Source organism: Pararhizobium sp. PWRC1-1, assembly GCF_049897905.1.
Lineage (GTDB): Bacteria > Pseudomonadota > Alphaproteobacteria > Rhizobiales > Rhizobiaceae > Pararhizobium.
This window is the reverse complement of the sequence record NZ_JAFCXE010000008.1, coordinates 236231-261996: the sequence shown is the minus strand read 5'-3', so window position 1 is coordinate 261996 and position 25766 is coordinate 236231. Positions and strand designations below refer to the sequence as shown.

Annotated in this window: 24 protein-coding genes, 1 tRNA gene and 1 pseudogene; 13 read left to right on the top strand and 13 right to left on the bottom strand. The window is 58.6% G+C overall.

What is annotated here, in order from left to right:
- Nucleotides 1–120: 120 nt before the first annotated feature.
- The 3 genes and pseudogenes from ACP7E0_RS15150 to ACP7E0_RS15140 all read left to right on the top strand — a co-directional run.
- A pseudogene (locus ACP7E0_RS15150) lies at nt 121–558 on the top strand (site-specific integrase); the annotation flags it as partial.
- Nucleotides 559–2001: 1443 nt separating this feature from the next.
- Nucleotides 2002–2520 (top strand): hypothetical protein, encoded by a 519-nt coding sequence (locus ACP7E0_RS15145; protein ID WP_426125850.1) that lies wholly within the window; start codon nt 2002–2004, stop codon nt 2518–2520.
- The gene (locus tag ACP7E0_RS15140; protein WP_426125849.1) at nt 2517–2726 is read left to right on the top strand and encodes a hypothetical protein; all 210 of its coding nucleotides are present in this window, start codon (nt 2517–2519) and stop codon (nt 2724–2726) included. The genes ACP7E0_RS15145 and ACP7E0_RS15140 overlap by 4 nt, the downstream gene beginning before the upstream one ends.
- A 32-nt stretch (nt 2727–2758) precedes the next feature.
- Here the strand turns inward: ACP7E0_RS15140 and ACP7E0_RS15135 are convergent, their stop codons facing one another.
- A complete protein-coding gene (locus tag ACP7E0_RS15135) occupies nt 2759–3049 on the bottom strand; it encodes a hypothetical protein (protein WP_426125847.1) in 291 nt (96 codons plus the stop codon).
- Nucleotides 3050–3256: 207 nt separating this feature from the next.
- Here ACP7E0_RS15135 and ACP7E0_RS15130 point away from each other — a divergent pair, with 207 nt between their 5' ends.
- On the top strand, nt 3257–3838 hold the full coding sequence (locus ACP7E0_RS15130) for a recombinase family protein (protein WP_426125846.1): 582 nt from the start codon (nt 3257–3259) through the stop codon (nt 3836–3838).
- 142 nt (nt 3839–3980) lie between these two features.
- On the opposite strand, the gene ACP7E0_RS15125 is transcribed toward ACP7E0_RS15130, so the two are convergent.
- The 6 genes from ACP7E0_RS15125 to ACP7E0_RS15100 all read right to left on the bottom strand — a co-directional run bounded on the left by ACP7E0_RS15125 (nt 3981) and on the right by ACP7E0_RS15100 (nt 12534).
- Nucleotides 3981–5123 carry a hypothetical protein gene (locus ACP7E0_RS15125; RefSeq protein ID WP_426125845.1) on the bottom strand — a complete coding sequence of 381 codons (1143 nt, stop codon included), beginning with the start codon at nt 5121–5123 and terminating at the stop codon, nt 3981–3983.
- A gap of 180 nt (nt 5124–5303) precedes the next feature.
- A complete protein-coding gene (locus ACP7E0_RS15120; protein ID WP_426125844.1) occupies nt 5304–6035 on the bottom strand; it encodes a M48 family metallopeptidase in 732 nt (243 codons plus the stop codon).
- A gap of 1 nt (nt 6036) precedes the next feature.
- Nucleotides 6037–9051: a type I restriction endonuclease subunit R gene (locus tag ACP7E0_RS15115; protein ID WP_426125843.1), complete on the bottom strand. Its 3015-nt coding sequence runs from the start codon at nt 9049–9051 to the stop codon at nt 6037–6039.
- Nucleotides 9052–9058: 7 nt separating this feature from the next.
- Nucleotides 9059–10297 (bottom strand): restriction endonuclease subunit S, encoded by a 1239-nt coding sequence (locus tag ACP7E0_RS15110; protein ID WP_426125842.1) that lies wholly within the window; start codon nt 10295–10297, stop codon nt 9059–9061.
- Nucleotides 10287–11777 (bottom strand): type I restriction-modification system subunit M, encoded by a 1491-nt coding sequence (locus ACP7E0_RS15105; protein WP_426125869.1) that lies wholly within the window; start codon nt 11775–11777, stop codon nt 10287–10289. Before ACP7E0_RS15105 ends, ACP7E0_RS15110 begins: the two co-directional genes overlap by 11 nt.
- Before the next feature lie 40 nt (nt 11778–11817).
- Nucleotides 11818–12534 (bottom strand): hypothetical protein, encoded by a 717-nt coding sequence (locus tag ACP7E0_RS15100; RefSeq protein ID WP_426125841.1) that lies wholly within the window; start codon nt 12532–12534, stop codon nt 11818–11820.
- Between the two features lie 32 nt (nt 12535–12566).
- On the opposite strand from ACP7E0_RS15100, the gene ACP7E0_RS15095 reads away from it, so the two are divergent.
- The 6 genes from ACP7E0_RS15095 (at nt 12567) to ACP7E0_RS15070 (ending at nt 17653) form a co-directional block, all read left to right on the top strand.
- Nucleotides 12567–13382, top strand: a complete 816-nt coding sequence (locus ACP7E0_RS15095; RefSeq protein WP_426125840.1) for a DUF429 domain-containing protein — start codon at nt 12567–12569, stop codon at nt 13380–13382.
- A gap of 105 nt (nt 13383–13487) precedes the next feature.
- Nucleotides 13488–13577, top strand: a tRNA-Ser gene (locus tag ACP7E0_RS15090).
- Nucleotides 13578–13814: 237 nt separating this feature from the next.
- Entirely contained in the window at nt 13815–14726 is a 912-nt protein-coding gene (gene osmF / locus ACP7E0_RS15085) for a glycine betaine ABC transporter substrate-binding protein OsmF (protein WP_426125839.1), read from the top strand.
- 25 nt (nt 14727–14751) lie between these two features.
- Nucleotides 14752–15969, top strand: coding sequence for an ABC transporter permease (locus ACP7E0_RS15080; protein WP_426125838.1), 1218 nt, complete (start codon nt 14752–14754; stop codon nt 15967–15969).
- Complete coding sequence (locus ACP7E0_RS15075) at nt 15966–16904, top strand: ABC transporter ATP-binding protein (RefSeq protein ID WP_426125837.1); 939 nt, start codon at nt 15966–15968, stop codon at nt 16902–16904. Before ACP7E0_RS15080 ends, ACP7E0_RS15075 begins: the two co-directional genes overlap by 4 nt.
- Nucleotides 16901–17653: an ABC transporter permease gene (locus tag ACP7E0_RS15070; RefSeq protein ID WP_426125836.1), complete on the top strand. Its 753-nt coding sequence runs from the start codon at nt 16901–16903 to the stop codon at nt 17651–17653. The genes ACP7E0_RS15075 and ACP7E0_RS15070 overlap by 4 nt, the downstream gene beginning before the upstream one ends.
- 19 nt (nt 17654–17672) lie before the next feature.
- Here ACP7E0_RS15070 and uxuA read toward each other — a convergent pair whose 3' ends face one another.
- A complete protein-coding gene (gene uxuA, locus ACP7E0_RS15065; RefSeq protein WP_426125835.1) occupies nt 17673–18848 on the bottom strand; it encodes a mannonate dehydratase in 1176 nt (391 codons plus the stop codon).
- 124 nt (nt 18849–18972) lie between these two features.
- Here uxuA and ACP7E0_RS15060 point away from each other — a divergent pair, with 124 nt between their 5' ends.
- The 3 genes from ACP7E0_RS15060 to ACP7E0_RS15050 are packed head-to-tail and all read left to right on the top strand — an operon-like array spanning nt 18973 to nt 21200.
- Nucleotides 18973–19713 carry a FadR/GntR family transcriptional regulator gene (locus ACP7E0_RS15060; protein WP_426125834.1) on the top strand — a complete coding sequence of 247 codons (741 nt, stop codon included), beginning with the start codon at nt 18973–18975 and terminating at the stop codon, nt 19711–19713.
- Nucleotides 19706–20491, top strand: coding sequence for an SDR family NAD(P)-dependent oxidoreductase (locus tag ACP7E0_RS15055; protein WP_426125833.1), 786 nt, complete (start codon nt 19706–19708; stop codon nt 20489–20491). The genes ACP7E0_RS15060 and ACP7E0_RS15055 overlap by 8 nt, the downstream gene beginning before the upstream one ends.
- Before the next feature lie 22 nt (nt 20492–20513).
- Nucleotides 20514–21200 (top strand): D-lyxose/D-mannose family sugar isomerase, encoded by a 687-nt coding sequence (locus tag ACP7E0_RS15050; RefSeq protein ID WP_426125868.1) that lies wholly within the window; start codon nt 20514–20516, stop codon nt 21198–21200.
- 790 nt (nt 21201–21990) lie between these two features.
- Here the strand turns inward: ACP7E0_RS15050 and ACP7E0_RS15045 are convergent.
- From ACP7E0_RS15045 to ACP7E0_RS15025, 5 genes are all read right to left on the bottom strand, one after another.
- The gene (locus ACP7E0_RS15045; RefSeq protein WP_426125832.1) at nt 21991–22641 is read right to left on the bottom strand and encodes a glutathione S-transferase family protein; all 651 of its coding nucleotides are present in this window, start codon (nt 22639–22641) and stop codon (nt 21991–21993) included.
- Nucleotides 22638–23078: an SRPBCC family protein gene (locus ACP7E0_RS15040; protein ID WP_426125831.1), complete on the bottom strand. Its 441-nt coding sequence runs from the start codon at nt 23076–23078 to the stop codon at nt 22638–22640. Before ACP7E0_RS15040 ends, ACP7E0_RS15045 begins: the two co-directional genes overlap by 4 nt.
- The gene (locus ACP7E0_RS15035; RefSeq protein ID WP_426125830.1) at nt 23075–23449 is read right to left on the bottom strand and encodes an ArsR/SmtB family transcription factor; all 375 of its coding nucleotides are present in this window, start codon (nt 23447–23449) and stop codon (nt 23075–23077) included. Before ACP7E0_RS15035 ends, ACP7E0_RS15040 begins: the two co-directional genes overlap by 4 nt.
- A gap of 64 nt (nt 23450–23513) precedes the next feature.
- Nucleotides 23514–24275: a hypothetical protein gene (locus tag ACP7E0_RS15030; protein ID WP_426125829.1), complete on the bottom strand. Its 762-nt coding sequence runs from the start codon at nt 24273–24275 to the stop codon at nt 23514–23516.
- 114 nt (nt 24276–24389) lie between these two features.
- Entirely contained in the window at nt 24390–25760 is a 1371-nt protein-coding gene (locus tag ACP7E0_RS15025; protein ID WP_426125828.1) for an alpha-glucosidase/alpha-galactosidase, read from the bottom strand.
- Nucleotides 25761–25766 lie beyond the last annotated feature (6 nt).

Below are 25766 nucleotides of genomic sequence, written 5' to 3'. Positions count from 1 at the left end.
TTCTCATTGACGAGCAATGCGATCCTGAAATGATCGAGCGCGTGATGGCCGACGAGACAAAGCGCTAGACCGCTAACTCAAAGGTCGCGATACGAAAAATCCGCTCGCCGGACGCTTACCTTCAAGACGTTGCTCATTCTGGCAATCGAGACTGGGATGCGCCGTGGCGAGATCCTTGGTTTACAGTGGAGCGATATCTCTCATAACCGTCGTGTGGTCACGCTGACGATGACGAAGAACGGGTCTGGACGCGAAGTGCCGCTGTCACAGCGAGCATTCGACGCGCTGACCGAATGGAAGGCCCGCGCCAACGCCGATGAGCTCCAGGTTTTCCCAATGAACGCTGGTTCGCTTGAACAGGTCTGGCGCCGTCTTTTGATACGTGCCGGGATCAAAGGTTTGCGCTTTCATGATCTACGCCATGAGAGTGTCAGTCGTCTATTCGAGCGCGGGCTCAATGTGATCGAGGTCAGCAGCATCTCGGGTCATAAGGAGCTTCGGATGCTGAAGCGATACACACACCTAAGTGCAGACGATCTTGTGGGTCGCTTGGGATAAGTCGAAGTCCTAGAGAAAACACGCCACGCTGAGCATGATGCCGTCTGTTGGCTGAGCAATTTTCCAACCAGACTACCCATCCTTGTAGGTGCCCGGCACAACTGGGACGTGAGAAAAGAACGTCCCGGCGCGCAGCATTAGCAATTGCTTAAGTTGACAGATGTTGACAGACCGTCAACATAAAGTGCCGGGTTTTGTCTAATGGCCATGTAATCAAGGGCTCTGATGTTGACGTAAGTTTACGCTATGTTGACAAAGCGATGCTGGATTTAAATTTTCCCAATCTGTCAACATGACTAAGCGTTCTCTTGAGCGTGCGACATGCAAGGCCATCGCCCGTCAGGTAGGGTCAGCTGCAACCTGTGAGTATCGTCGTATGAACCGCGCATTGATAGCACGGAACCGCGCTCGACCAAAGACATACCACTCATGCTTCGGATCGCACGAAACCTCGGCCAGCCAGTGGATGAGAGATAGTTGAGCTGACATGTGACGGAGTGCCCATAGCGACGCGTTGGGGACTGCTGGCTAGCGGCAGGTTGATATTTTTTGACAGAAATCAACTCGGTGGCGACTGTGATTGCGTGCGGTGCCGGAATGATTGGCACTACCATCAACACTCAGGCCGGTCGCGAGAAGGAGCGCGGGACTCTTCTTCGGCTTCGAATTTGACGACGGACTACCCAATGTTCTGGTCAGGGCGCAGCAGAACGTGCCGGAGTGGTGAACCCGACTCCGCCGTCGATTCTTTGCGGGACGCTTGAAAAAAAAGGTCCGGACAGAGATCGCCGGCTCCCTTCATAGTAAGTAGTTTGTAAGAGCATAGACTACTCAGAAGGGAGACGGACCGGATCGAGAGGGAGCTGACGAGGTGCAGTTGTTTGCCTGTTCAGCCACCTAGTCGGCCGCTTCATAGCCGCCCACTGGCTGCGTCCGTCGTCTGGCCATAGCGGAACTCGCGGAACGTCCACGGAGCGCACCGGTGACGATCCTCGAGTCAACCTGAACATGCTGCTTATCACCCTCTCGCCGGAGAGGGCGTTTAGTAGCAATAGCACAAGGTGAGGCGTGCCTTTCTACGAGAAAACTAAATCACGCCGGAGTGCGCTTAATCTTGTCGGACGCCGAAGGCGGCTGGAAAGCCCGAAGGGCGCGCAGACGAGCGAAGCGAGTATGGCCAGCTTCATTGTGTCTGAATTTTTGATGTTCTTCCAACATATTAGATATATCTACAGATTACATATATCAAATGCCACATAGGGAAAACGGCAAGTTTTCGGACAAATCACCGCAATTTTAAAAAGATCACGCATCCGGACCTCAAGCTGACTATCTATGCGCAGACCGGCTAGCAAAAGGATGCCATACGTGACGTTGAGTGAGACCGATGACGACCGGAGTCGAAGAACCTTCTGTAATCTAGTTGATTACCATAGCGGCGGAATGAAAGCCGGTGATGAAATTCGGTTACCGACCGGCGTCGCATTTCAGCTCGACGAACTCCTCGCTACGATCGATGAAAGCCCGTCCCAGGTGCTCATGCCCAGGCGCCCATCGATGTCCAACACGCAGCGACAGAGAATCGCAGCCAAGTTAGTCGACATCAAGCAAGACCTAAAGGACAATCAAGGCCCTTACTATGACGCCCTGCGTATCCAGGCCCGGAAGGATTATGCCAATGAGCGAGCCGCTGAAGGTCGAAGCGTCCGTCCATACCAAAAGCATCCGCTAATTGTGGGCGAAACCGAACTCGAGCGTGACAAGCGACTCCATCGGGAAGGTAGTCGTCGTCGTGTTGGCAAGGACGCGAGCACCACAAGAGGCTACCTCGACCGCTCCGAAATGACCGAAGCCGAGAAGAGTAGCCGGAAACGTCAGCAAGACGCCGAGTCGAAGCGACGCCGGCGAGCTGAAAAAGCTGCAAGCCAGGGCGCAGAACTGAAAAGTAGAGCCGCGCAATGACCGTGCCAAGCGAAAGCTACATTTACTACCGGATCGGCGATGACGGCGAATGGGAGCAGTGCCGGACGAGCGACCCGTCACCATATCAAGCCGCGAACCCGCCTATGGATATGATCGACGCCACAGTTAAAAGAACCACCACTCTACCGATCGCCGATCGTGAGATAGAGCTAGAGCGGGTCTTGACGCTGGTAGAGCATCTCTGACCACTGCGCCTGCAGCGATTGGTTGGCCACTGCTAACCGGCCAGTTTAGCCTTCGACTGCGCGAGGGAGGAGGCAAGCTCGGCAGCCTTCTTTCGCAATTCCTCTTTATCGTGCGGCTCGTCTGAACCAAGGTTATTCCGTCGCGAATCTCTCGCTGATTCATCCGCCGGCGTCAGCACAGCTATCACGATCAGCGCGACGAGGTTGAAAAGGAAGCCCAGGACGAACCAGCCGAGAGGATCGCGCTTCTTGTTCGACGCGATAATTGCGCACCCACCTCCGCACACAACACTGGTCAGTCCGACGATCAGAAGCAGCTCCAAGTTCAGTCCTTTACGTTGGGGCACCGAGGGAGCGAAAGGGAACCGTTGTCCGATACAACGGGAAGGTGAGGACGTCGACCGGCAACCGCTGCGTGGTTGGGGTTTGCGGCGCTTCGCCATTTTAATCCCGACAGCGCGAAAAGGTTCCTTTATGTCAATCGCTTAGCGGGCGATGGCGCCCGATGGAGCTTAGAGTAGGACCATGAGGTGAAGCGCATCGGATATGCCCGCGTCTCAACCGTTGAACAGAATCTCGACATGCAGCTGACTGCGTTGAGAGAGAGTGGTTGTGGCGAGATATTCAGTGATCAGGGTATTTCCGGTGCGGACTTTCAGCGTCCTGGACTGAAGAAAGCAATCCGTCATCTCGAAGCAGGCGACATGTTGGTTGTGTGGCGATTGGACAGGCTAGGCCGCTCCTTGATGGACCTGATTGCTACCGTCAATCGGCTGTCAGCGCGCCGATGTGAGTTTCGATCTCTGACGGAGGCGATGGACACCTCAACCTCTGGCGGCCGCCTTCTCTTCCACATGATGGGCGCCATGGCTGAATTCGAGCGGGCAATCATCAGCGAGCGCACCAAGGCGGGAATGCTTGCAGCGAAGGCCAGAGGTGTTCAGATCGGACGTAGGCCATCAATGTCGTCCGAGCAGATTGATCAAGCACTTCGATCAGTCGACGGAGGAAGCGAGTCGGTCACGACTGCTGCGTCATTCTACGGCGTCCATCCTAAAACGTTGAACAGGATTTTGCGGAGTGCACGCTCCGGCCTAGCTCCGCTAACGTAGCCGATAGCGCTCGACGCCATTGAATTCGTGATCTTTCGAAAATCGCCAGGCTGACTCGCTGACGCGTTTGTAATATCGGACGCTGTAAAGCAGTGTCGGATGCTCGAAGCGAGCCAGAGAGCTTTCATGAGTCAATGGCTTGCTATCCGCGATAGCGCCAAGCGTTCTGGTAGGCGTTATCGTCCGACATCATCGAAGGCATACCTTTCTCGAGCGGGTCAAGATTTTGGATGGAGTGCTCAGCCCAATCGATCCATGCCTGAACTTCTGTTCGATCCTTCTCTGAGAGCTCCCCCAACTTCGAGCGAACCGCCATAATGTAGTTTCGTAGCGCCTCGGCTTCCTGGTGCTTCAGGGCCTGCTGTTTCAGATCGCCCCACCGAGCCGACTGAATTTGCTCTCGCCGCCGACGTTCGGCCTCTTGCACCTCCCAAAGCTTCTGCTGTCTGGCCCGCTCCTCTCGTTCAAGACGCCGAGCATGCAACGCTGCCCCGGCAGTCGCGATGCCCTCGATGAAACTGGGCAAGATTGTTTCCATCTTTTGCTTTTTGCCGTCAGCCCAGTTCATTCTAATGCCTAGGTAGGACGCATTTGCTATTGTGAACTTTATCTCGCCGGATGGAGCAAGATCGAACTCGGGAATGGTCTTCCATGAGAACATTTGTGCGTCCCGGAGCTCAGCCCTCGTGGGTGTATATGGCACTCGCGTCGTGCCTTCAGTAATCGTGATGGTGATCTCCTCTTCGTTCACCAGAAGTTGCCAGGCATCTGCTTCACGCTTTTGCAGAATCCACCCCTCAACTTCGAATGCGTTGAGCAACTGGCCGATCAAGGATGTAACCCGTTCAGTGGTCAACGGCGACGCGGTGATTTTGAAGGGGGTGACGGTGACGTTTGTGAATTCGTTCGCCACCTTTGCTTTGCTGAATTTTTTCTCGATGGCTGAAACCAGGGGATGTCTATGCGACGGCGTTGGTAGCGCAGAATTGAGCGATAGACGCTTGTCAAGACTCGCAGCCGTGGACTTTTCCTGCTTAGGTCGCATTTTCACGCCTGGAACGACCGACACTACAACATCATCCGCGAGCTGGTCCCTCGGCAAATCCGGATGTTCGACGGCCTTTCCATGCGCGAGCTTCTGCCAGTATCCTAAGGGAGGCACCGGAACGTCGAAACGACGACACGCTTTCGCCAAGCCTTGATCCGAAAGACCAAGCTCAACGGCGATTTTGCTCAGAGGTTTTGACCAAACCATGTCGTAGATTTGTCTACGCGTGAAATTCATTTTAGCCCTCTCTAAACGAAAGGCCTGAGCCTATCGGCTCATTATGACAGCGGTCTGGCGAAAGATGCTTCGTTGCGCATCGTCGCCAATCAGCCAGGTTGACTCGCTGGCGCGTTTCTCACGTCGTGAGCTGTGAAGCAATGTCTCAGCGTGCGGTGCCAGCCAGCGCGCATCCTCGAGTCATACCTTTTCCCACCCCAGCAAATGCTCGTTCTTGTCGAGCCAGACCTTTCGCACCTCCCAATCTGGCAGCACTCGCCCGACCAGATCCCAGAACTCTGGCTCGTGATTGCGGTGCTTCAGGTGGCACATCTCGTGGACGACTGCGTATTCCAGCACGGGCTTGGGTGCGAAGATCAGGTGCCAGTTGAGATTGATCTGGCGGTCCTGGCCGCAGCTGCCCCACATGTGCTTCTGGTCCTTGATCTGGACGCCGCGCGGCTTCAATCCGTGGCGCTCGCCATGCCGGCGGACAAACTCGCGGGCGTCGTCACGCATGCGGCGCTTCAGCCAGAGCCGGAGAGCGCTCTCGATGATGGTGTCGGATGACTCCGGCGATAGGTCAGAGGGTTTGCGGATCTGGAAACCGTTACGGAAGCTGACCTCGACCAGGGAGCCGTCGAAGGGTTCGATGGAGAGCCTCGTCATCCGGCCGCGATAGGGGATCTTGGCGCCGGTCACAAACTGGTAGACGCGCGTCTGGGCTTTGGCACGCTCGGCCATGTGCTGCACGGTCTCGATGATCCAGGCGCGCCGGCGGTCCAGCACGGCGCTGATCTGCTCGTCGGTGGCGCTCTCCGGCACCAGCAGTTCGAAGGATTTTGGCGTGACGCTGAGGCTCGCTTTGCGGGCCTTAAGCGATCGGCGCAGCGTGTATTCGATCTCGCGGCTGCCGATGCGATAGACGGCCATGTCACTGCCCCGCGAAATGCTTGAGCGCGTAGGTCTCGACTTCTTCCGGGATCTCCCTGAGCTGCGTCAGGCCGGCAAGATGCGCCATGGAGCGAACCTGCTGCCGTAGGCTTTTGCGCAAGCCATCCTTCTGCCACCAGCCTGAGGGCGCGGTCAACGGATCGGTGTAGAGTCCTTCCAGCCGGATCGCTAGATCCTCGCCCTCCGGTCCCGAAGTGAAGCCGTTGAGGATCTGCAGAATGCCATAGGCGCCGGGAGAAAGACCCGCCTCGACATGGGCGGCATCCTCAGCGGTGATGTCCTTCGCCAGCTCTTCCGCTGCCTTCAGCTTCTCCGACCAGGAGAGCTGCGCGTTTTCGAGCTTTTCCAAGAGCTGGCGAAGGCGCTCGGAGAATTTGCCGTATTGATGCGGGCTGTCGTCGATCCGCTCGGTCACGGTCTTGCGCAGCTCTGTCGTCTTGCGGATGGCGGCCGTCATCAGGTCTTCTTCGGTTTTTCCGGCGGGATCGAAATCTTCCCAGAAGTCCGGATCGGTGATGTGGCGCAGCTTGATCGTGACGCTCAGCCCCGTCGCTTCAAGATGCTTCTCCAGCATCTCGCGGATCTTCTCGCTGTAGTTCATCTGATCGAAAGCCTGGCGCTTCTCGAAATGCTGGGTTCCATAGAGCAGGAAGTTCGCGACCCATTTCAGGTCGGTGGTGAACTCCAGAACGCTCGGGTCCGGGCTCAGCGTCTCGTAGAGCGCGATGAAGCTGCGCGCCTTGGCCTTGAAGTCGAACCACTTGTCCTCAGTGCCGAGCAGCTTCACGAAGGCATCATATTCCGCTTTCAGCCCGTCCATGTCGCTCGCATTGCGTTTCAGCGGCTTCATCAGCGCGGCAACGGCAGAATGCGCGGCTCGCAATTGATTGCGCAAATCGTCGAGATCGCGCATGGCGTTCTTCACGTCATCGGCGCGATAGGATGACAGCGCGGCCTCTAGATGGCCGGAGACGCCGATATAGTCGACGATCAGCCCGTTGCGCTTCCTGGCGTCGGACACGCGGTTGGTGCGGGCGATCGCCTGCAGAAGGCCGTGCTCCTTCAGCGGCTTGTCGAGATACATCACGCTTTCAATCGGGCAGTCGAAGCCGGTCAAAAGCTTGTCGCAGACGATCAGGAACTGCGGATCGTCGCCTTTGCGGCCAAAGGCCTTCTTCGCCAGCTTTTCGGCCTCGGCATCCAGGTAGTGCGCCTTCAGTTCGGTGCGGATCTCCTGCTTGTGGGCGTCCTCGCTCGGCTTGCTGTCGTCCTGGTTGATGGAATAGACGCAGGCCGACATGGCATCGGCCCATGCCAGCGCATCGGCGGGCTCCATACCCTCGGCCTGCAGATCCTCTGCAATCACCTTGGTCAGCGCCTGCTTGTAGAGGATCACCGCCTCGCGATCGATGGCGACGATCTGCGCCTTAAAACCATCCGGCCGGGCATATTGCTTGAAATGCGTCCAGATGTCGTAGGCGATCAGCTCGATTCGGCGCGGATGCTTGACCAGATCCTCGATCTGCAGGCCGCGCTTCTTGATCTCGTTCAGCTTGTCGTCATCCAGTTCGGCAAACCAGGTGTCGAAGAGAATGTCGATCTTCGCCTCGTCGATATGCCAGTCGGTTTTCCGGCCGGTATAATAGATCGGCACGGTCGCGCCATCGGCCACGGCGTCGTCGATGCCGTATTTGTCCAGATAGCCTTCGCCCGGCACACCGAAGTTCTCGTAGGTGTTCTTGTCGTCCTTCTTCACCGGCGTGCCGGTAAAGCCGAAGAAGCGGGCGTTGGGAAGCGTCGCGCGCAGATAGGCGCCGAGATCCTTTTCCTGGGTGCGGTGCGCCTCGTCCACCATCACGATCCAGTTGTCCGAATTGGCAATTGCCTCCTTCGACCCCTGGAACTTGAAAATGGTGGAAAGGGCAGTGTGCCCGTCCTTTCCGCTCCGAATGAGTGCATGCAGGTCCTTGATGCTATCGATAGCCGTCGGGTTTGGCAGGCCGCAGGCCACGAAGGTGCCGCTGATCTGGCTGTGCAGGTCTACACGGTCGGTCAGCACAACAATATTCGGATTGGTCAGCGCCTCGGATTGGATCGTCCGATGCGTCTTCAGCTTCAGCGCTGCGAACACCATGGTTAGCGATTTGCCGCTGCCCTGCGTGTGCCAGATCAGTCCCTGGCGATGCTTGCCCTCGATGACGCGGTCCACGATGCGGTTGACGGCGCGGAACTGCTGGTAGCGGCAGATTTTCTTGATCGTGCCGGTCTCGGTCTTTTCAAACACCACGTAATGCGCGATCAGGTCGAGTAGGCGGCCGGGCTCCAACAGACACCAGAGACCCTTGGCGAGCGTGTCGGGAAAGTCGGCCTCGACCTTCGGCCAGGGATCGCGCCACTCAGCGTAATATTTCGATCCCGAGCCGGTCGCGCCATAGAGCACCAGCGCGCCATTGGTGACCACATTGAAGACATTGGAAAAGAACAGGCGCGGAATGTCCCGCTCATATTGCTTGATCTGTTCGAAAGCCTCGCCGGTCTTATCCTTGACGTTCAGCGGGCTTTTGGCCTCGCTGACCACCAGCGGGATGCCGTTAACGTAGACGACCACATCCGGCTTACGCGTGTTCTCCGCTTTCACACGCAGCTGATGTGTAACGGAAAACTGGTTGTTGCCGGGCTCAAGAAAATCGATCACTCGCAGCGTCTGGCGCGTCTCATGACCGGTCACCTTGCGCGCGTAATCGCCACGCAGCACCTTCAGCCAAGCCTCGTTGTCGCTGATAGCCGCAAGCTCCCCGTAAGCGGCCTCGGCGGACGCGCGGTCGATCCCGTTGATACGCATCAGCGCGTCAATGAGGTGCGGGCGAAACAGAACCTGGTTCTCGCCATCTCGCAGGGCGGTATGCTCCGCCGGCGCCACAAATCCATAGCCCATGGCCTTGAGATGCTCGATCGTAGGGAGCTCGGCAAAATGCCATTCGGGGCCGTGGCTCATGGCGCGCTTACTCCGCTGCCATGGGCAGGGCGTCGGTGACCCGCATGCGGCCGGTGAGGAGATCGGACATCAGGGCGGATTTGAGGGATATTAAGTTCGCAAGCTTTTCGAAATTGTTGCTTATAGCGCCGTTCAATGCTTCGACACGCCTGCCTATGCGCTGTTGTTCATCCGGCGACGGGACGGGGACCCGTAGTGGCCTTAGATGCTGAAGATTGATGTTCTTCTGAGCATTTTGAGTAGCTTGACGGTCCAAAGACGCTTTCTGCAGCACTAGATACTCCCTTAACCAGTCTGCGTTCATGCCGTCGTTCGGAACGATCCCCACCACACTGTCAGGGCAGCAAACGGGATAGGTTGTAATCGCTGTGTCGCCGATATTAGCAGCAATGGTGATTAGAATTGTTCCTGTTGGAAATTCCTTACTCACGCCTCTGCCCAGCTGATTAAGTGTCTGCGAATGCTTGATAAGCCGACCGTCAGCGGAAACCACATCGCCAGTTTGAACAAACGGAATATCGCCGCCAAAGTAACGAGGATCATTTCGGGGGCGGACCGAGAACTTGCCTCTATCAATTTCGGCAATCTCCTCAAGGCACAGCACCTCCCACCCCTCCGGGATTTCCCCGATTTCTGTCTGCTTGAAGCGCGTGTGGCCGATGCCTTTGGTGAGCAGGCGTTCCAGCACGCCCTGCTTGACCTTTCTGGTCTGCTCGATCACCGCCCGCGTTGCCGCAATGGCCTCATCGACGCTGGACAGGATTTCTGCAATCCGGCGCTGCTCGTGGAGTGGTGGGAGAGCAATAGGTAACGAGCAGAAAGAATTCCAATCAGTTTTTTTGCGCTTGCCGTCTTGGTTCCCGCCTGTAGTCACCTTGTTAACGTGGACCAGGAAGTCCCTTGTCTTGATGTAGAGGTCGAAAAAAATCGTATCGAGGGCACCCTGGAGGCGAAACGTTATGTAAGCTGGACTGACAATTCCGACATCACAGACCTTAAGCCTACCAATCGCTCCATAGTATAGAGACATAGGGTCATAGGAGTATTCACCGTTCTTGATAACCTTGTAGTTGCCGGATGAAGCGTTCGCGATACGTTTGTTGAATTTATCTGATTGGAAGACAATCCCGCTGCTCTTTGTGACGCTAAGCGGTGGTAGGTCGCCAGCACTGTCAAGCACCTTGAATTCTTCTACGAACGAGCCAAGCTTCTCAAGCTGCCACCCTTCAGGCACCTCACGCGACATAACCGAGCCCCCGCAGAAAGCCCATCATCCGCGCTTCCCCCGCATCCCGCTCGGCCTGAAGCTCGAGTAGCTTTTCCACCTCCGCCGCGACATCGAGCTCTTCGGCCTCATCGCCCAGGTGCACATAGCGGCTGATATTGAGGTTGAAGTCATTCGCCTCGATCTCGCTAAACGGCACTACCCGCGCCAGCCGCTCAACATCGACAAAATCGCTGTAGGCCGTGGCAAGGGTCGTCACGTTGGAATCCGAAAGATGATTCTGGTTTTTGCCATCCACCTTATGTTCCGTTCCATTGACGATCAGGATCTGACGCTTGCGCGCCGCAGGCTTCTGTTTGCGCAGAATGAGGATGCAGGCCGGAATGGCAGCGCCATAAAACAGGTTGGGTGCAAGACCGATGACCGCCTCGATCAGATCGTGCTCGATCAGCCCCTCGCGGATCTTGCCCTCCGCGCCGCCGCGGAACAGCACGCCATGGGGCAGCACCACGCCGCAGACGCCGTCTTCTTTCAGGCTCGCCACCATATGCTGCACGAAGGCGAGGTCGCCATAAGACTTCGGTGGGCAACCATAACGGTCGCGGCCATAGCTATCACCCTTCGACCAGACATCATGGCCCCAGCTTTTCAGCGAAAACGGCGGGTTGGCCAGCACCCGGTCAAAGGTGCGGATCGCCTTCACGCTGTCGCCCGTCAGGTGCTTCGGCTCCAACAGCGTATCGCCGCGCGCCACCTGTGCGTCGTCGATATCATGCAGGAACAGGTTCATCTGGCAGATGGCCCAGGTGTTGAGGTTTCGCTCCTGGCCGAACAGCGACAGGCTTTCCGGGTTCTTACCCTGCCGCTCCAGGTGGTGCACGGCCTCCAGCAGCATGCCGCCCGAGCCGCAGGTCGGGTCATAGATCGACATGCCTTCTTCCGGCTTCAGGCATTCGACGATCAGCCGCACGACCATTTTCGGCGTGTAGAACTCGCCACCCTTCTTGCCGGCATCATCGGCAAATTGGGCGATCAGATATTCATAAGCCTGGCCCAGCACATCCGGCTCGACATCAGAGTTGCGCAGGCGATAGGTCTCGAAATGCTGGAGCAGCTTTTCCAGCATGGCATCCGGAAAGCGTTCCTTGTTGTTGAAGTCTACATCCTGGAAGACGCCGCGCAGCTTCATGTTGGCGTCTTCAATGGCGCGGAAGGCGGCGTTTAGATGCGTGCCAATATCGGTCGTGTGCTTGCGCATATCCTTCCAGAAATGGCCCTTGGGAATATCGAAGCGGTGCTCGTCCGGATCAGCGGCCAGGTCGGCATCATGATAGCGCGCCAGCCGCTCCTCATACTCCTCCTCCCAGACATCCGAGAGACGCTTGAAGAACAGGAGACCGAAAATGTAGTGCTTGTAATCGCCGGAATCGATCGATCCCCGCAGGATATCCGCCGCCCGCCAGAGATGGGTTTCCAGCTGCGAGAGGGTGAGTGTAGCCATCATTCAAATCCAAATATCTGTGCAGGCAGTCGAAAATACATTACGCGGCAATCTCCTGTGAGACCCCTGCTTCGTCCAGCCATTCATTCCAGGCATACAGGAAATTGCGGAAGTCCTTGGTCGAGATTCTCAACAACCGCAGCGCTTCGGTGACGGGCTGCGGGACCACAATTTTCCTGGTGCTCTCATTAACGAACGGCTCAGGGCGTGATTGTCTGGCGCTGACAAAAAGCAGCATCTCAGCAGTCGAGCGCGAGGTGTATCCGTCCCCGTCGAGATACATCACGCCTCCGTGCGCTAGCGAATTCCGCAAGCAGGACACGAACTGATCCATGGACATACGTTGTGCGGCCTGGTGAGAAGGCTCCCCGTTCAATAAATCCGCTACGTCGTCCGGGATCCCTTTTGAGGTTGGGAACACTTCAGCCTTAGGTATGAATGACCAACTGAATTCCGCGAGCCGCGCGTTGTCCCGGAGACTTCGTCCGCGGATCTTCTCCCGGAGAGCCTTGCTTACTTTCGGCGATAGCTGGCGATCATCTGTATAGCCTACCACCTGGTCGCCCAGATGTTTCACAATGCGCTCGATCGGTAAGAGTATCATCTGAGATGCAAGCGCAATAAGAAGCGTAGTATCCAATGGCCCACCATATCGACGGGCATGCGCTTCGTTTACTGCAATCTGTTTTTCACATGCATCAAGCAGAGCAAGGCAGCGTGTCGGAATGTCCAAGCTATACTGTAGTGGTATCCCCATTGATTTCTCCCCAAGCGGTATCGTCATAAGCTATGAATGCGAAAACATCCATCATCGGGTTTGATTCTGCGTGGACCGACAATCCCAAAGCTCCCGGGGCAGTATGTGTCATCCGTCTGGATCATGGCGGCATCGATCTTCATCTTGCGCCTAAGCTTGCCTCGTTTACGGAAGCGCTCTCGGTTATCAAAGACGAGAAAGATGAAGCGCGAAAGTGTGTGATAGCTCTCGATCAGCCGACGATAGTTCCGAACCTTACCGGCTCGCGCCCGGTCGACAAAGTCGCGGGGTCGTTGATTTCATGGATCGGAGGTGGCGTCCAGCCTGCAAGCCGGGCGAAAATAGGTATGTTTGATGACGCTGCACCAATCTGGACCTTCAAGCAGGCTTTGGGTGCGGCAGAGGATCCTGAGCTGGCACGAATTGCGCCGAGCGGCACGTTCCTGCTCGAAGTCTTCCCGGCTTTGGCGCTCGCAGCTGTCGAACGCGCTTTTTGTTCTCGGCTAGCGGCCCCGAAATACAACCCCGCCAACCGCAAGCGTTTCAAGCTCACGGATTGGCAGGCAGTCGTTGAGGCAATCCGTCGGTTCGGTTCATCAACCTCTTTGCGGCACCTGGATGAATGGTGCTCGATTGCGGCGAGACGCGAGACGCCGAGCAAGAGCGATCAAGACAAGCTTGACGCATTGCTCTGTGGTCTGATTGGGCTGCATTGGCTGGTCGCACCTCGCGATCAATCGGTGATGATCGGAGATTTGCAGCGTGGCTACATGATCTCGCCGGCGATCGGTGGCGTTCATGAGCGGCTGATTGCGGCTGCAAAGCTTCGAGGTGTTCCTCTTTCTTGAGACGGCACGCTTCGGCCACATCGCCGGTGCCGGAAACACAAATTGTCATTGCCGAAAACTGCCGCTATGAACCGCCTCGCGCTAACGGCGCCGACCAGCATATCCGGAGAGGTGGCAGAGTGGTCGAACGCACCGCACTCGAAATGCGGCATACCTGCAAGGGTATCGTGGGTTCAAATCCCACCCTCTCCGCCATTCCCTCATGACATTATCACGCTCATATGGAATGCCGTTCTGCGGCCCAGCCCGATGGCAGATATTGCATTTCGTTGTGTCGCCGTAACCTCCGCAAGATCAACAATCCGCCGACTGCGCAAATTCCCTTTTCTGCGCTCTATTTTTCTCCGATCCTCGCCACATATGGCAGTTTATGCCCCGACGAATGCGGGCGGGCGTGGGAGAAAATGTGAACAGTTTCAAGGGAGAACTATCGTGCGTCTGAAAACAACATTGATCGGGGCCGCTTTGGCCGTGCTCGTTTCCACGGCTGCGGCCAATGCCCAGGTCGTCGTGTCCTCGAAGATCGACACCGAAGGCGGCGTGCTCGGCAATATTATCCTGGCCGTTCTCAAGGCCAACAATATCGAGACGACCGATCGGGTACAGCTTGGCGCGACACCTGTCGTGCGCACGGCGATCGCTGCGGGCGAGATCGATATCTATCCGGAATATACCGGCAACGCTGCGTTCTTCTTCGAGAAGGCCGACGATCCGCTCTGGAAGGATGCCGCCAAGGGGTATACCGAAGCCAAGAAGCTGGACTACGATGCCAACAAGATCATCTGGCTGACGCCGTCGCCGGCCAACAATACCTGGGCCGTCGCGGTGCGAAAGGATCTGGCCGATGCCAGCAGCATCAAGACCTTCAGCGATTTCGGCAAATATGTTGCCGGCGGCGGTACTGTGGTGCTGGCGGCTTCCTCGGAATTCGTCAACTCTGCCGCAGCCCTGCCGGCGTTTCAGACCGCTTATAGCTTCACGCTGAAGTCGGACCAGCTGATCACGCTTTCGGGCGGCGACACCGCAGCGACGATCTCGGCAGCGGCCAACCAGACGAATGGTGCCAATGCCGCCATGGTCTACGGCACGGACGGCGGCATCGCACCATCGGGCCTCGTCGTTCTGGAAGACGACAAGTCGGTGCAGCCTGTTTACCAGCCGGCGCCGATCATCCGTGAGGCGGTTCTGAAGGACCATCCGGAAATCGAAACCTTGCTGAAGCCTGTGTTCGAGAAGCTTGATCTGGTGACCTTGCAGGATCTGAACGGCCGCATTCAGGTTGGCGGCGAGCCGGCAAAGGCGGTCGCTGAAGACTTTTTGAGGAAGAACGGTTTTCTGAAATAAGCCATTTTAAATAGGCTGCCGTAAAATGGCCGGTTCCCGAAAAAGGAGCCGGCCTGAATGGGATGGGGATGGCAGTTTGAGCATTCGCTTCGACAAGCTCGGCGTGGTCATTGCGCTGCTGATCGCTTACGCGGTGGTGGCCGCGCCGTTTGCGACCTTTCGCGCCAACCGCATTGTACCGGGCGATGCGAAAGGCATTCTTGATGCCTTGCCTACTGTAGCAGGTTTGCTGCTTCTGGGGCTGATGGTCGGTGCTGCGCTAATCGTTCTTCTCAAAACGCCGACGCATCTTCGACTGTTTGTCGCAGCAGCGGGGCTCGCTGCCATTGCCGTATTCATCGGGATGGCTGCGACTTTTCTGACGCCGCCATCCAATACCTATGCTCGGGTTTCTCCGGCTTCCGGCTTCTGGATCCTGTTGTTTTCCTTCGCCCTGCTGGCTGCCGATTCGATCACGCGGCTGCGGCCTTTGCCGCTGGTCAGGGTCCTGCTTCTGGCGATCACGCTGGGTGGGGCGGCGGCGATCCTGATGTCGGGCCTGTGGGATGGCCTGTCTATACTCAAGGAATATGCCGGCCGGGCCGATGTTTTCTGGCTTGAGGCCGGAAGGCATGTCACGCTGGCGCTTGGGTCGCTGTTTGCCTCGGTTCTGGTCGGGCTGCCGCTTAGCATTCTTTGTCACCGGGTGGCGCCGTTGCGGGCGGGCGTGCTCAACACGCTGAACCTGATCCAGACGATACCGTCGATCGCGCTGTTTGGCATTCTCATCGCGCCGCTTGGCTGGATCGCCGTCAACGTGCCGGGGGCTGCCGCCATCGGTATTCGCGGTATTGGAGCCGCGCCGGCCTTCGTCGCACTGTTTCTCTATTCACTGCTGCCTGTGGTCGCCAATACCGTGGTTGGCCTTGCCGGCGTGCCGCGCGAGGCAAACGAGGCTGCGCGCGGCATCGGCATGACGGGTCGGCAGCGGCTGTTCGGTATCGAGTTTCCGCTGGCAATGCCGGTTATTCTCACGGGCATTCGCATCGTGCTGGTGCAGAATATCGGTCTTGCGACGATTGCCGCACTGATCGGCGGCGGCGGTTTCGGCGTGTTCGTCTTCCAGGGCATCGGTCAGACGGCGATGGATCTGGTGCTGCTTGGCGCGGTGCCGACGGTGGTGCTGGCCTTCGCAGCGGCGATCGTGCTCGACGCGCTTATTGATATGAACGCTCCTCAGCGAGAACAAAGCAGGGCCGCATGATCGAAATCGACGGGATCACCAAACGCTACGACGACAACACGGTCGTCAACAATGTGTCGATGACGATCGAGCCGCGCACCGTGACGGTTATCGTCGGCACTTCCGGCTCAGGCAAGACGACGCTTCTGCGGATGATCAACCGGTTGGTCGAGCCGACCGCCGGAGCGATCCGTCTGGATGGCGAGGACAATCGTTCGATGCCGGGTTTCGAACTGCGCCGCCGGATCGGCTACGCCATCCAGGGACATGGGCTGTTTCCGCATCGCACCGTCGCGCAGAACATTGCCACCGTGCCGGTGCTACTCGGCTGGGACAAGGCGCGGATCGATGCCAAGGTAACGGAGCTGCTGACGCTGTTTCAGCTTGATCCGACCGCGTTCGCCGCCCGGTTTCCGCATGAACTTTCCGGTGGTCAGCAGCAACGCGTCGGCGTGGCGCGGGCCTTGGCGGCCGAACCGAACGTGCTCCTGATGGACGAGCCCTTCGGCGCTCTCGATCCGATCATCCGGGCAAAGGCGCAGGCCGACCTGCTGGCTATCCAGAGACTGCTGGGCACGACGATCGTGCTGGTGACGCATGACATGGATGAGGCCTTTCACCTCGCCCACAAGATTGCCGTGATGGATAAGGGCGCGCTTGTTCAATATGGTAAGCCCGCCGAACTGGTGAAAGATCCGGCGACAGAATTCGTCCAGACGCTGATCGGCACCAGCGAGCGGCCGTTCCGCCTGTTGTCGATCGAAACCGCAGGGGATGCCGTCGAGCCGGGAACTGCGGATGGAAAGCCATTGGCGGAAGCGATCAGCCAGCGTGATGCGCTCTCCGAACTGCTGTGGACCGGGCGCTCCGCATTGCCGGTCGCAGCCTCGGACGGGACGATCCTTGGCAGGGTAACCCTTGAGGGGCTGACCAGACGGGCGGCAAAACCGCAATGAGGACATGGATCCCGCATCTTCTGCGCGCAGCGCTGCTGGCTGTCCTGATCGCCTTTCTGGTATCGCCGGGCTGGTTTGATCCGTTGTTGAAACCGTTGGTGCAGGACAATGCGCCGGCGATCTACAATCAGGGCAGCCTGCTGACGCTGACGCTCCTGCATCTGCGCACCGTCGCCATCGCCACGACCGGCGCCATTATCGTTGCGGTGACACTTGCCATCCTTGTGACGCGATCTTTCGGGGCGGAATTCCTGCCGTTGTCGCGCAGCCTGGTGAATGTCGGCCAGACATTTCCGCCGGTCGCCGTATTGGCGCTGGCAGTGCCGATCCTCGGTTTTGGCGAGAAGCCAACACTGGTGGCGCTGTTTCTCTACGGGCTTTTGCCGATCTTCGAAAACACGCTGACGGGACTAACGACCTTGCCCTCCTCGGTGATGGAGGCAGCGCGCGGCTCCGGCATGACGGATCGCCAGCGGCTGTTCAAGGTGGAGCTGCCGCTGGCCATGCCGGTGATCCTGGCCGGTATCCGGCTATCCGTGGTGATCAGCCTTGCCACCGCAACCATCGGCTCAACGGTGGCCGCAAAGACGCTGGGCGAAGTCATCATCGCCGGGCTGCAATCCAACAATATTGCTTTCGTTCTGCAGGGCGGCCTGATCGTCGGGGCCCTTGCCGTGCTGATTTATGATGGTTTTTCCGCAATCGAGCGCATCCTGGCGCGGCGCGCAGGCCTGTCGGCACGGGCCTGATCCCGCGCCTCCACTCTTGCTAAGTCAGTTGATCGACAGCGGCGATGACGCCGCGCAGTTCGGCGAGACCCTTGAGGCGGCCGATGCAGGAATAGCCGGGATTGACCGTCTTTTTCTGGTCGTCGATCAACAGGTGCCCATGGTCTGGGCGCATCGGGATGACGCTATCGCTGTGGCCTTCCTTCTCGCGCCGCCGCTCCTCGGCGCGCAAAACCGAGATCAGCGAGACCATGTTGACGTCACCGGCCAGATGCTCTGACTCGATGAAGGAGCCGTCCGGTTCCTTGGTGACATTGCGCAGATGGGCGAAATGGATGCGACCGGCGAAGCGTTTTGCCATCCCGACGACATCGTTGCCGGTGCGGGAGCCGTAGGAACCGGCGCAAAGGGTGATGCCGTTTGCCAGCTCATCGATGGCATTCAGGATGGTTTGAACGTCGTCCGCCGTGGACACGACACGGGGAAGACCAAACAGCGAAAACGGCGGATCGTCGGGGTGGATGGCAAGCCGAACGCCGTTTTCGGCAGCAACCGGTACCACTTCCTTGAGGAATTCTATGAGATTGGCGCGCATGTCGTCAGCGGAGACGCCGTCGAACGTGGCGATCTCAGCACGGATTTTTTCGCGCGTGTGGCTGTCTTCGCCGCCGGGCAGACCGGCGATGATGTTCTTTTCGGTCGTCAGGATTTCGTGTTCGCTTTTTTGCGCCAGACGTTGCCTTGCAGCCTCGATGACATCGGGCGCGTAGCTGTCTTCGGCGGCGCGGCGTTTGAGCACGAAAACGTCGTAGGCGACGAAATCGATCATGTCGAAGCGCAGCGCAAAGCCGCCGGCCTCAGTCGGATACATCAGGTTGGTGCGGGTCCAGTCGACCACCGGCATGAAATTGTAGCAAACCACGGGCACGCCGCCCTTGCCGAGATTGGCAAGGCTCTGTTTCCAGGCATCGAGAGTGCGCCGCCATTCGCCGTCGCGCCGCTTGATCGCCGAATTGACGGGAATAGATTCGCAGACGGACCATGTCATCCCGGCTTTCTTGACCAGGGCCATTCGCTCGGCAATGTCGTCCGGGGTCCAGATGCGGCCGTCATAGATATGGTGGAGCGCGGTGACGACGCCGTGCGCGCCGGCCTGGCGCGCATCCGACAGGGTGACCGGATCCTGCGGTCCAAACCAGCGCCAGCTTTCGAGCATGCCCATCTCTCCCGTTATAATGTTGGACAATTAATGCCGTAATGTGCAGAAAATCAATACTAAAGAGTTGATCCGGTCATTATGTCGGACATATGCTGCCGGAACGCGAGGCAGGGAGAATGACATGGAGAACGGCGTGCGGGGTTCCGCCGTTGACGGAATGGTCGATCACATCCGCGATCTTATCCGCGAACGCGGACTGACCGTCGGCGATGTGCTGCCGAGCGAGGCGGAACTTGCCGTCATGTTCGATGCCAGCCGCAATACGGTGCGGGAAGCCTTTCGTACTCTCAAAGCTTATGGCGTTGCCGAATCCCGACAGAAGGTCGGTGCCGTTCTGACCGATCAGCATCAATCGGCGATGCGCGACCTGTTTTCCTTCGCGATGGACATTTCCGTCGATGCCTTCCGCGATATCCAGGGCTACCGGCGGCTGACCGAGATGAGCCTGTTTGATCTGCTCTCAACGCGAATCACCGAGGAAACGCTTACCGGGATGGAGGTGCTCAATGCGCGCATCCGGCAAGCTGGAACGCCTGAAGAGGCCTCTGAACTCGATTATCAATTCCACAAGCTGATGGTCGATGCGGCCGGAAACCGGACGCTGTCGGAAACCTATGGCATGTTGAAGCCGGTGATCGGGCGGCTGATGTTGGCGGGCAAGTCGAAGAGGGGGGTGCTCGAGGGCGTCGCTGCCGAACATGCCGATATCGTCAAAGCGCTGCGCGAACGCGATCGGATCGGATTTGCCTATTATATGGACCGGCATCTCGATGCGGGGCTGGAGTTCATTCCGGCGGCGGAGGCAACGCGGGGCGGGCGGGCGGCCGGAACGTCAAAGGGACGGGAGACAGGCAATGCATGAATTTGCCGGAAAAATCGCTGTTGTCACCGGAACGACGGGCATCGGCCGGGCCGTCGCCCTGCATCTGGCCCGGCAAGGCGCGGCCGTTGCCTCGTTCGGCATCGATCAGGCAGCCAATGCCGAGCTTGAAACGCTGGCCGCTGCGGAGAACCTTGCGCTGACCGTCTTCCACGCCGATGTCTCCGTCCCCGCCGATGTGCAACGTACCATGGCGTCCGCCTTGGCGGCGTTCGGCGGCCTAGACATCATCGTCAACTCGGCTGCCGTTCACCCCTACGGCACGGCGGAGACGACACCGTTCGAGATTTTCATGCGCTGCATGGCCGTCAATGTCGGGTCGATCCATCTGACGGCTGAGTTCGGCGTGCCGGAGATGCGGCGGCGCGGCGGCGGCGTCATCGTCAATCTGTCGAGCGTGCAGGGACATGCCTGCCAGAGCGGCGTTTCGGCTTATGTTGCCTCCAAGGGGGCGATCCATGCGCTGACGCGGGCGATGGCGCTCGATTTTGCCGCCGATCGCATCCGGGTGGTGTCGATCAGTCCGGGCTCTGTGCGCACGCCGATCCTTGAACTGGCGGCGCGGACATTCGAGGGCGAGGATGCTGATATCGACCCCGTGTTCCAACGGTTCGGCGCTGCCCATCCGCTGGGGCGAATCGGTGAACCGGAGGAAGTGGCGGCGCTTGCAGCCTTCCTTGCCTCGGACAAGGCCGGCTTCATCACAGGATCGGATCACCGGATCGACGGCGGCCTGACGGCCGGCATCGGTGTTCGCTGAAGGAGAGACCATGAGCATTCCGATGAAACGCAGCGCCATCAACGCCATCATGCGCGAGAGCGAGGCCTTCATGCGCTCGTTCGGCTTCATCCTGCCGCCGTTTTCGCGTTGGTCACCGGACGAGATGCGGGCGCGCAAGGGCGAGATCGACGGCATTACCGGCGCATCGCTAGGCTGGGATATCACCGATTTCGGGCTTGGTGATTTCGAGAAGACCGGACTGTTCCTGTTCACTGTCCGCAACGGCCGCTTTACCGATCTTCAGCGCGGGCGCGGCATGCTCTATGCCGAAAAGGCGATGATCGCCCGCAAGGACCAGCTGACCCCGATGCACCGGCATCTGCTGAAGGCCGAGGACATCATCAATCGCGGCGGCGGCACGCTGGTGATCGAACTGTTCGGCGATACCGGCGGCCAATGCGACCGTGTCAAAGGCACCCGCGTGGCGACCGACGGCATCTGGCGCGATCTGGCGCCCGGCCACAAGCTGAGGCTTGCCCCCGGTGAAAGCGTGACATTGATGCCAGGCGACTGGCATGCCTTCTGGAGCGAGGGCGCCGACGTCTTCGTTGCCGAGGTTTCCACTGTCAACGACGACAATACCGACAATATCTTCGAGGATCCGGCGGTAACGCGGTTTTCCGGCATTGAAGAGGACGAGGCGCCGCTGCATCTGCTGGTGCCGGATTATGCGGGATGGTTGCGGTAGGCGGTTGGGCCTTTACCGGGCGTTTTTGTTCGGCGCGACACTCCCAGTTTCCCCGTCATCCCGGACTTGTTCTGGGATCCAGCGCGCCGCGTCTGCGGTGCAAGGGATTCTTTATCCTTGGTTGGTGAGTTCTTTCACCGCGCGGACGCGCGGTGGCTGGATGCCCGCCACAAGGGCGAGCATGACGGAGTGCGAGGGAACCACCGGGTCAAACAATGGGCCTCAATAAGGCTTCACCAAAATATCAAAGAACACGCAACAGCGTCCGTCCCCGGGGAAACCGGTACGGTTGATCGCGTCAGTCGGAGGGCGCACGCAAATGCGGAACCTCGGTTAGTTTATAATAAATGGCTCCGCATCTGCGTGGCCGTCGGCGTTTTTCGAGGCTTCCGGCCCCTTCAAATGCTTGCACTGTCTCGCTGCGCAGAAGAGAATTCTCCTGCTTGCATGGCTCAACCAAACCGGACCTGGCAGCCCGGGGGAGACATCTGAGGAGGCTCATTGACGAACCACCCGGCACGCATCACCCTGACCTTGACCGCACGTTACGGCTTTGGCACAGGGCGCCGGCTCCCACCTGCCCGCGACCGTCTCGCGAAACACTCCGGCGGTGGAAACAGGATCATCATACGCCAGGATTTCAGAGCGGGGATAAACGGGGATGATTTTTTGAGACTGATGCTGATTGTGGGGGGCGATGTATACCGTAACAGCACAGAAACGTGCGGCAGTTGGGACGTGAAGCAAGTTTTAAATGATAGCCAAGCCATGCTACCTGCGCCGAAGGATTTTATCGCGCCGAATCTGCCGCTGCAAAGTGGGCCATCTGGTCTGCATGCGCCTTTTTAAACGACGGGCGGGCCGTGGCGCGGGCGACATAGTCGCGACAGGCGGGATATTTCCCCAGCCCATCGAACCGATCGACGAGGCGCAGCACATCCGCCATCAGGATGTCGGCCACGGAAAAGCTTCCGGCAAGCCATTCGCGTCCCGCCAACACGGGCTCCAGGTGCGTGAGCCGGTGCTGGTGGAGGAAGCCGTCAAATAGCTTCCATACGGGCGTGTCACCGGTGTTGCCGGAAAAGATAAACAGGGACCATGGCAGACTTGCTGCCTCGACGGAATTCAGACCCGCGAACAGCCATTCCTTAGCCTTGCTGCGACCGTGCGGATCGGCAGGCATCAGCGCGTCACTCCGCTCGCCGAGATGAAGGAGGATCGCGCCGCTCTCGAAGATGGAGATGTCTCCATCGGTCAGCCACGGCACCTGACCGAACGGTTGGTGGGCGAAATGTTCGGCAGTCCGATCGTCAAATGGAACGCTTTCGACCCGATAGGCCAATCCGGCCTCTTCCAGGGCCCAGCGCACTCTTATGTCACGCACATAGCCGCGCGGCATTTCGGGAACCCAGTTGAAGGTGGTGAGTATCAACTCGCTCATTTGGCATCTCCAAGAAAAACTGGCAGTTTGTCGAGGAGGCTGTTCCAACCTGCCTCATGACTTTTGCGCGCTTCTTCGTCGGGGAGCTGCTCGTGGATCAGGGTTAGCTCGGTGCCGCCGTCAAATGGCTCAAGCAGAAACGTGACCAGCGACTCGCGCTCTGGCATCCCAGGCCATTCCCAGGTGAAAACAAGCTTCTTGTCTGGAATAACATCCTGATAGACCCCGGTGGGGTTATGCTCATCGCCGTTCAGCAGTCGGAATACCACACTAAAGCGACCTCCCGGTCGCACGTCCGCCTCAGCGCTAATCGTTGGCCCTGCATCCGGACCCCACCACTGGATCATGAGTTCGGGTTGTGTGATCGCCGCGTAAACCTTGGCAGGCGGGGCCGTAATTCTGCGTACAATGGTTACACTTGCAAGATTTTGGGTCATTGCTCGCCTTCCTCTTCCACAAGCGCAACAAGTCGATCGACGCTCACCGTCCACAGGCGCTCATATCGATTGAGCCATTCCATTGCCGCCTGCATCGGCTCGACGGAAAGGTTCACCGAGACCGTGCGACTGGTTTTCGCCCGTGTGATCAGCCCCGCCTCAGCCAAAACATCCAGATGCTTCATCATTCCAGGAAGCTTTTGCGAAAATGGCTTGGTCAGTTCACTTACCGAAAGCCCGGGTTCATCCTTTAGCCGCAGCAGAATGGCTCGACGGGTGGGATCGGCGAGCGCTGAAAATGTCCGGTCCATCTGTGATGCTTGATAGTTCACCATGTAGTGAACTATCACTGACTGCGCGGGTAGAGTCAATGGTCTGAAGGCTTCCCGCTCGAAGCTTCAGGTTTTTTTTGGGGGGTCGTCAGATAAAGCCGTATCAATCCTCCCGCGTCGATGCCGCGGTGACCGTCAGCGTCGTAAACCCGCTGATGGCGATAGCCGCGCGGGCGGGGGTCGGGATGGCGCCGCACAGGCTGCCGGTGGTGATGATGCGGCCCTTGGCGACGGGTTCGGTCAAGGCGTTGGCGAACAGCAGGAAGGCGGCGACGGGGTCGCCGTTGGGGTGTTTTCCGGGGCCGCTAAAAACGGTGTCGCCGTTGATGGTGATGATGAGCGGATAGGCCTGGCCGGGTTCGATCATTGTCGCCGGCAGTTCTTCGCCCAAGACATAGCCGGCATTGCCGAGACGGTCGGCGAGGAATAGCAGGGCAGGCGACTTGCCGCCGTCGTCCAGGCGGTGGCCGAGGAACTCGACGCCGGAAGAGATGGTGGCGACATGATCGAGCAAGGTTTCGCGGGTGTAGGGGGTACCGCCGGGGACGGCGAGATCCTTGCCGAGCACGAAGCAGATTTCCACCTCCAAGGCATCGACGGCGGGGCGCTCGAAGCCGGCGGTGCCGGATTCGCTGGCATGGGTGATATGCGCCATCGGCGCCGACACCGAGCTGCCATCCGGCCGGATCGCCACCTTGTAGCCGCCGGTCAACCAATTGTTCAGGGAGAGCGTTTCGCGCTGCACGGCAAAGGCTTCCGCTGAGGTACTGGGTTCGGTCAGCGATGCGGAAGACAGCCGGATTCCCTGGCTATCGGCGTCCAACAACTGGCGGGCAAGCGTTTCGATGGCGGAACTGACGGGCATCTCTGTCTCCTGCTGATGTCGGCGGTGCGTCATCCTTTCGACCACAGCCGGCGCAAAAGGAAAACCCCGGAATTGTTGTTCCGGGGTTTCCTTGTCACGTAACGGGGAGAAACGTTACGCGGCCTGGACCTTCTTCGACACGCGGGCCCATTCCGGGATCCAGGTGCCGTGGGCGGCGAGCAGGTCGTCGGTGAGCGACCAGATCTGGTCGAGATCAAGTTCGGCGGCCGTATGCGGATCCATCATGGCGGCATGATAGAGATGCTCACGGTTTTCGGTCATCATGGCTGCGACCGTCAGCTCCTGCACGTTGATATTGGTGCGGATCAGCGCGGTCAGTTGCGGTGGCAGGGCGCCTATATAGGTCGGCTGGATGCCGTTTTCATCGACCAGGCAGGGCACTTCGACGGCGCAATTGTCCGGCAGCGAGGTGATGCAGCCGTTGTTGCGCTGGTTGCCGTAGATCACCGAGGGTTCGCCGGTCCACACCGAGTTCATGATCGAGGAGGCGTATTCCTTGGATTGCTTGACCTCGATCTTGTCGGCGGAGCGATAGGCGGCGGCCTGACCCTTCCATTTTTCCACCTGCTCGATGCAGCGCTTGGGATATTCATCCAGTGGGATACCGAATTTCTCGATCAGGTCGGGACGGCCTTCCTTGATGAAATACGGCGTGTATTCGGCAAAATGCTCCGAGCTTTCGGTGACGAAATAGCCAAGCCGGGTCAGCATCTCGTAGCGTACCTTGTTGGGGCAGCGCGGGTTCCAGGTCGGTTTTGGCGCCCGGCCTTCGCGGTAGCCGCGAACGAGATCCGGATAGAGATCGCGATAGGAGCCGTCGGGCTGGCGATGCTCGAATTTCAGGAAGAAGGCCATGTGGTTGATGCCGGCCGAGCGATAGCGGATTTCCTCATATGGAATGTCGAGATCAAGCGCCAGTTCCATTGCCGTGCCCTGGACCGAATGGCACAAGCCGACCTGCTTGATCTTCGGATATTTCTCCGCGATCGCCCAGGTGTTGATCGCCATCGGGTTGACGTATTGCAACAGGATCGCCTCGGGGCAGACCTGCATCATATCCTCGCAGATCGACCAGAGATGCGGCACGGTGCGCAGGCCGCGCATGATGCCGCCGACGCCGAGCGTATCGGCAATGGTTTGCCGCAGGCCGTATTTCTTCGGCACTTCGAAATCGGTGACCGTGCAGGGCTCGTAGCCGCCGATCTGGAAGGCGACGACGACGAAATCTGCGCCTTCGAGAGCCTTCCTTTGATTGGAATGCTGCTCGATGGTGGCCTTGGCACCGAGCGTCGAAATCAGCTTGCGGACGACGATTTCGCTTTCCTCCAGCCGCTGCGGATTGATGTCCATCAGGGCGATCCTGGCGCCCGACAGCGCCGGGCGCTGCAGCACGTCGCCGATGATGTTTTTCATGAACACGGTCGAGCCCGCGCCGATAAAGGTGATCTTGGGTTGTCTCGTCATGGATAG

Excerpts from the sequence above, each read along its gene's own strand:
- ACP7E0_RS15145 (WP_426125850.1), top strand. The coding sequence starts at position 2,002 with ATGAAAGCCGGTGATGAAATTCGGTTACCGACCGGCGTCGCATTTCAG.
- ACP7E0_RS15140 (WP_426125849.1), top strand. The coding sequence starts at position 2,517 with ATGACCGTGCCAAGCGAAAGCTACATTTACTACCGGATCGGCGATGAC.
- ACP7E0_RS15125 (WP_426125845.1), bottom strand. The coding sequence starts at position 5,123 with ATGAATTTCACGCGTAGACAAATCTACGACATGGTTTGGTCAAAACCT.
- ACP7E0_RS15120 (WP_426125844.1), bottom strand. The coding sequence starts at position 6,035 with ATGGCCGTCTATCGCATCGGCAGCCGCGAGATCGAATACACGCTGCGC.
- ACP7E0_RS15115 (WP_426125843.1), bottom strand. The coding sequence starts at position 9,051 with ATGAGCCACGGCCCCGAATGGCATTTTGCCGAGCTCCCTACGATCGAG.
- ACP7E0_RS15110 (WP_426125842.1), bottom strand. The coding sequence starts at position 10,297 with ATGTCGCGTGAGGTGCCTGAAGGGTGGCAGCTTGAGAAGCTTGGCTCG.
- ACP7E0_RS15105 (WP_426125869.1), bottom strand. The coding sequence starts at position 11,777 with ATGGCTACACTCACCCTCTCGCAGCTGGAAACCCATCTCTGGCGGGCG.
- ACP7E0_RS15100 (WP_426125841.1), bottom strand. The coding sequence starts at position 12,534 with ATGGGGATACCACTACAGTATAGCTTGGACATTCCGACACGCTGCCTT.
- ACP7E0_RS15095 (WP_426125840.1), top strand. The coding sequence starts at position 12,567 with ATGAATGCGAAAACATCCATCATCGGGTTTGATTCTGCGTGGACCGAC.
- ACP7E0_RS15080 (WP_426125838.1), top strand. The coding sequence starts at position 14,752 with ATGGCCGGTTCCCGAAAAAGGAGCCGGCCTGAATGGGATGGGGATGGC.
- ACP7E0_RS15075 (WP_426125837.1), top strand. The coding sequence starts at position 15,966 with ATGATCGAAATCGACGGGATCACCAAACGCTACGACGACAACACGGTC.
- ACP7E0_RS15070 (WP_426125836.1), top strand. The coding sequence starts at position 16,901 with ATGAGGACATGGATCCCGCATCTTCTGCGCGCAGCGCTGCTGGCTGTC.
- uxuA (WP_426125835.1), bottom strand. The coding sequence starts at position 18,848 with ATGCTCGAAAGCTGGCGCTGGTTTGGACCGCAGGATCCGGTCACCCTG.
- ACP7E0_RS15060 (WP_426125834.1), top strand. The coding sequence starts at position 18,973 with ATGGAGAACGGCGTGCGGGGTTCCGCCGTTGACGGAATGGTCGATCAC.
- ACP7E0_RS15055 (WP_426125833.1), top strand. The coding sequence starts at position 19,706 with ATGCATGAATTTGCCGGAAAAATCGCTGTTGTCACCGGAACGACGGGC.
- ACP7E0_RS15050 (WP_426125868.1), top strand. The coding sequence starts at position 20,514 with ATGAAACGCAGCGCCATCAACGCCATCATGCGCGAGAGCGAGGCCTTC.
- ACP7E0_RS15045 (WP_426125832.1), bottom strand. The coding sequence starts at position 22,641 with ATGAGCGAGTTGATACTCACCACCTTCAACTGGGTTCCCGAAATGCCG.
- ACP7E0_RS15040 (WP_426125831.1), bottom strand. The coding sequence starts at position 23,078 with ATGACCCAAAATCTTGCAAGTGTAACCATTGTACGCAGAATTACGGCC.
- ACP7E0_RS15030 (WP_426125829.1), bottom strand. The coding sequence starts at position 24,275 with ATGCCCGTCAGTTCCGCCATCGAAACGCTTGCCCGCCAGTTGTTGGAC.
- ACP7E0_RS15025 (WP_426125828.1), bottom strand. The coding sequence starts at position 25,760 with ATGACGAGACAACCCAAGATCACCTTTATCGGCGCGGGCTCGACCGTG.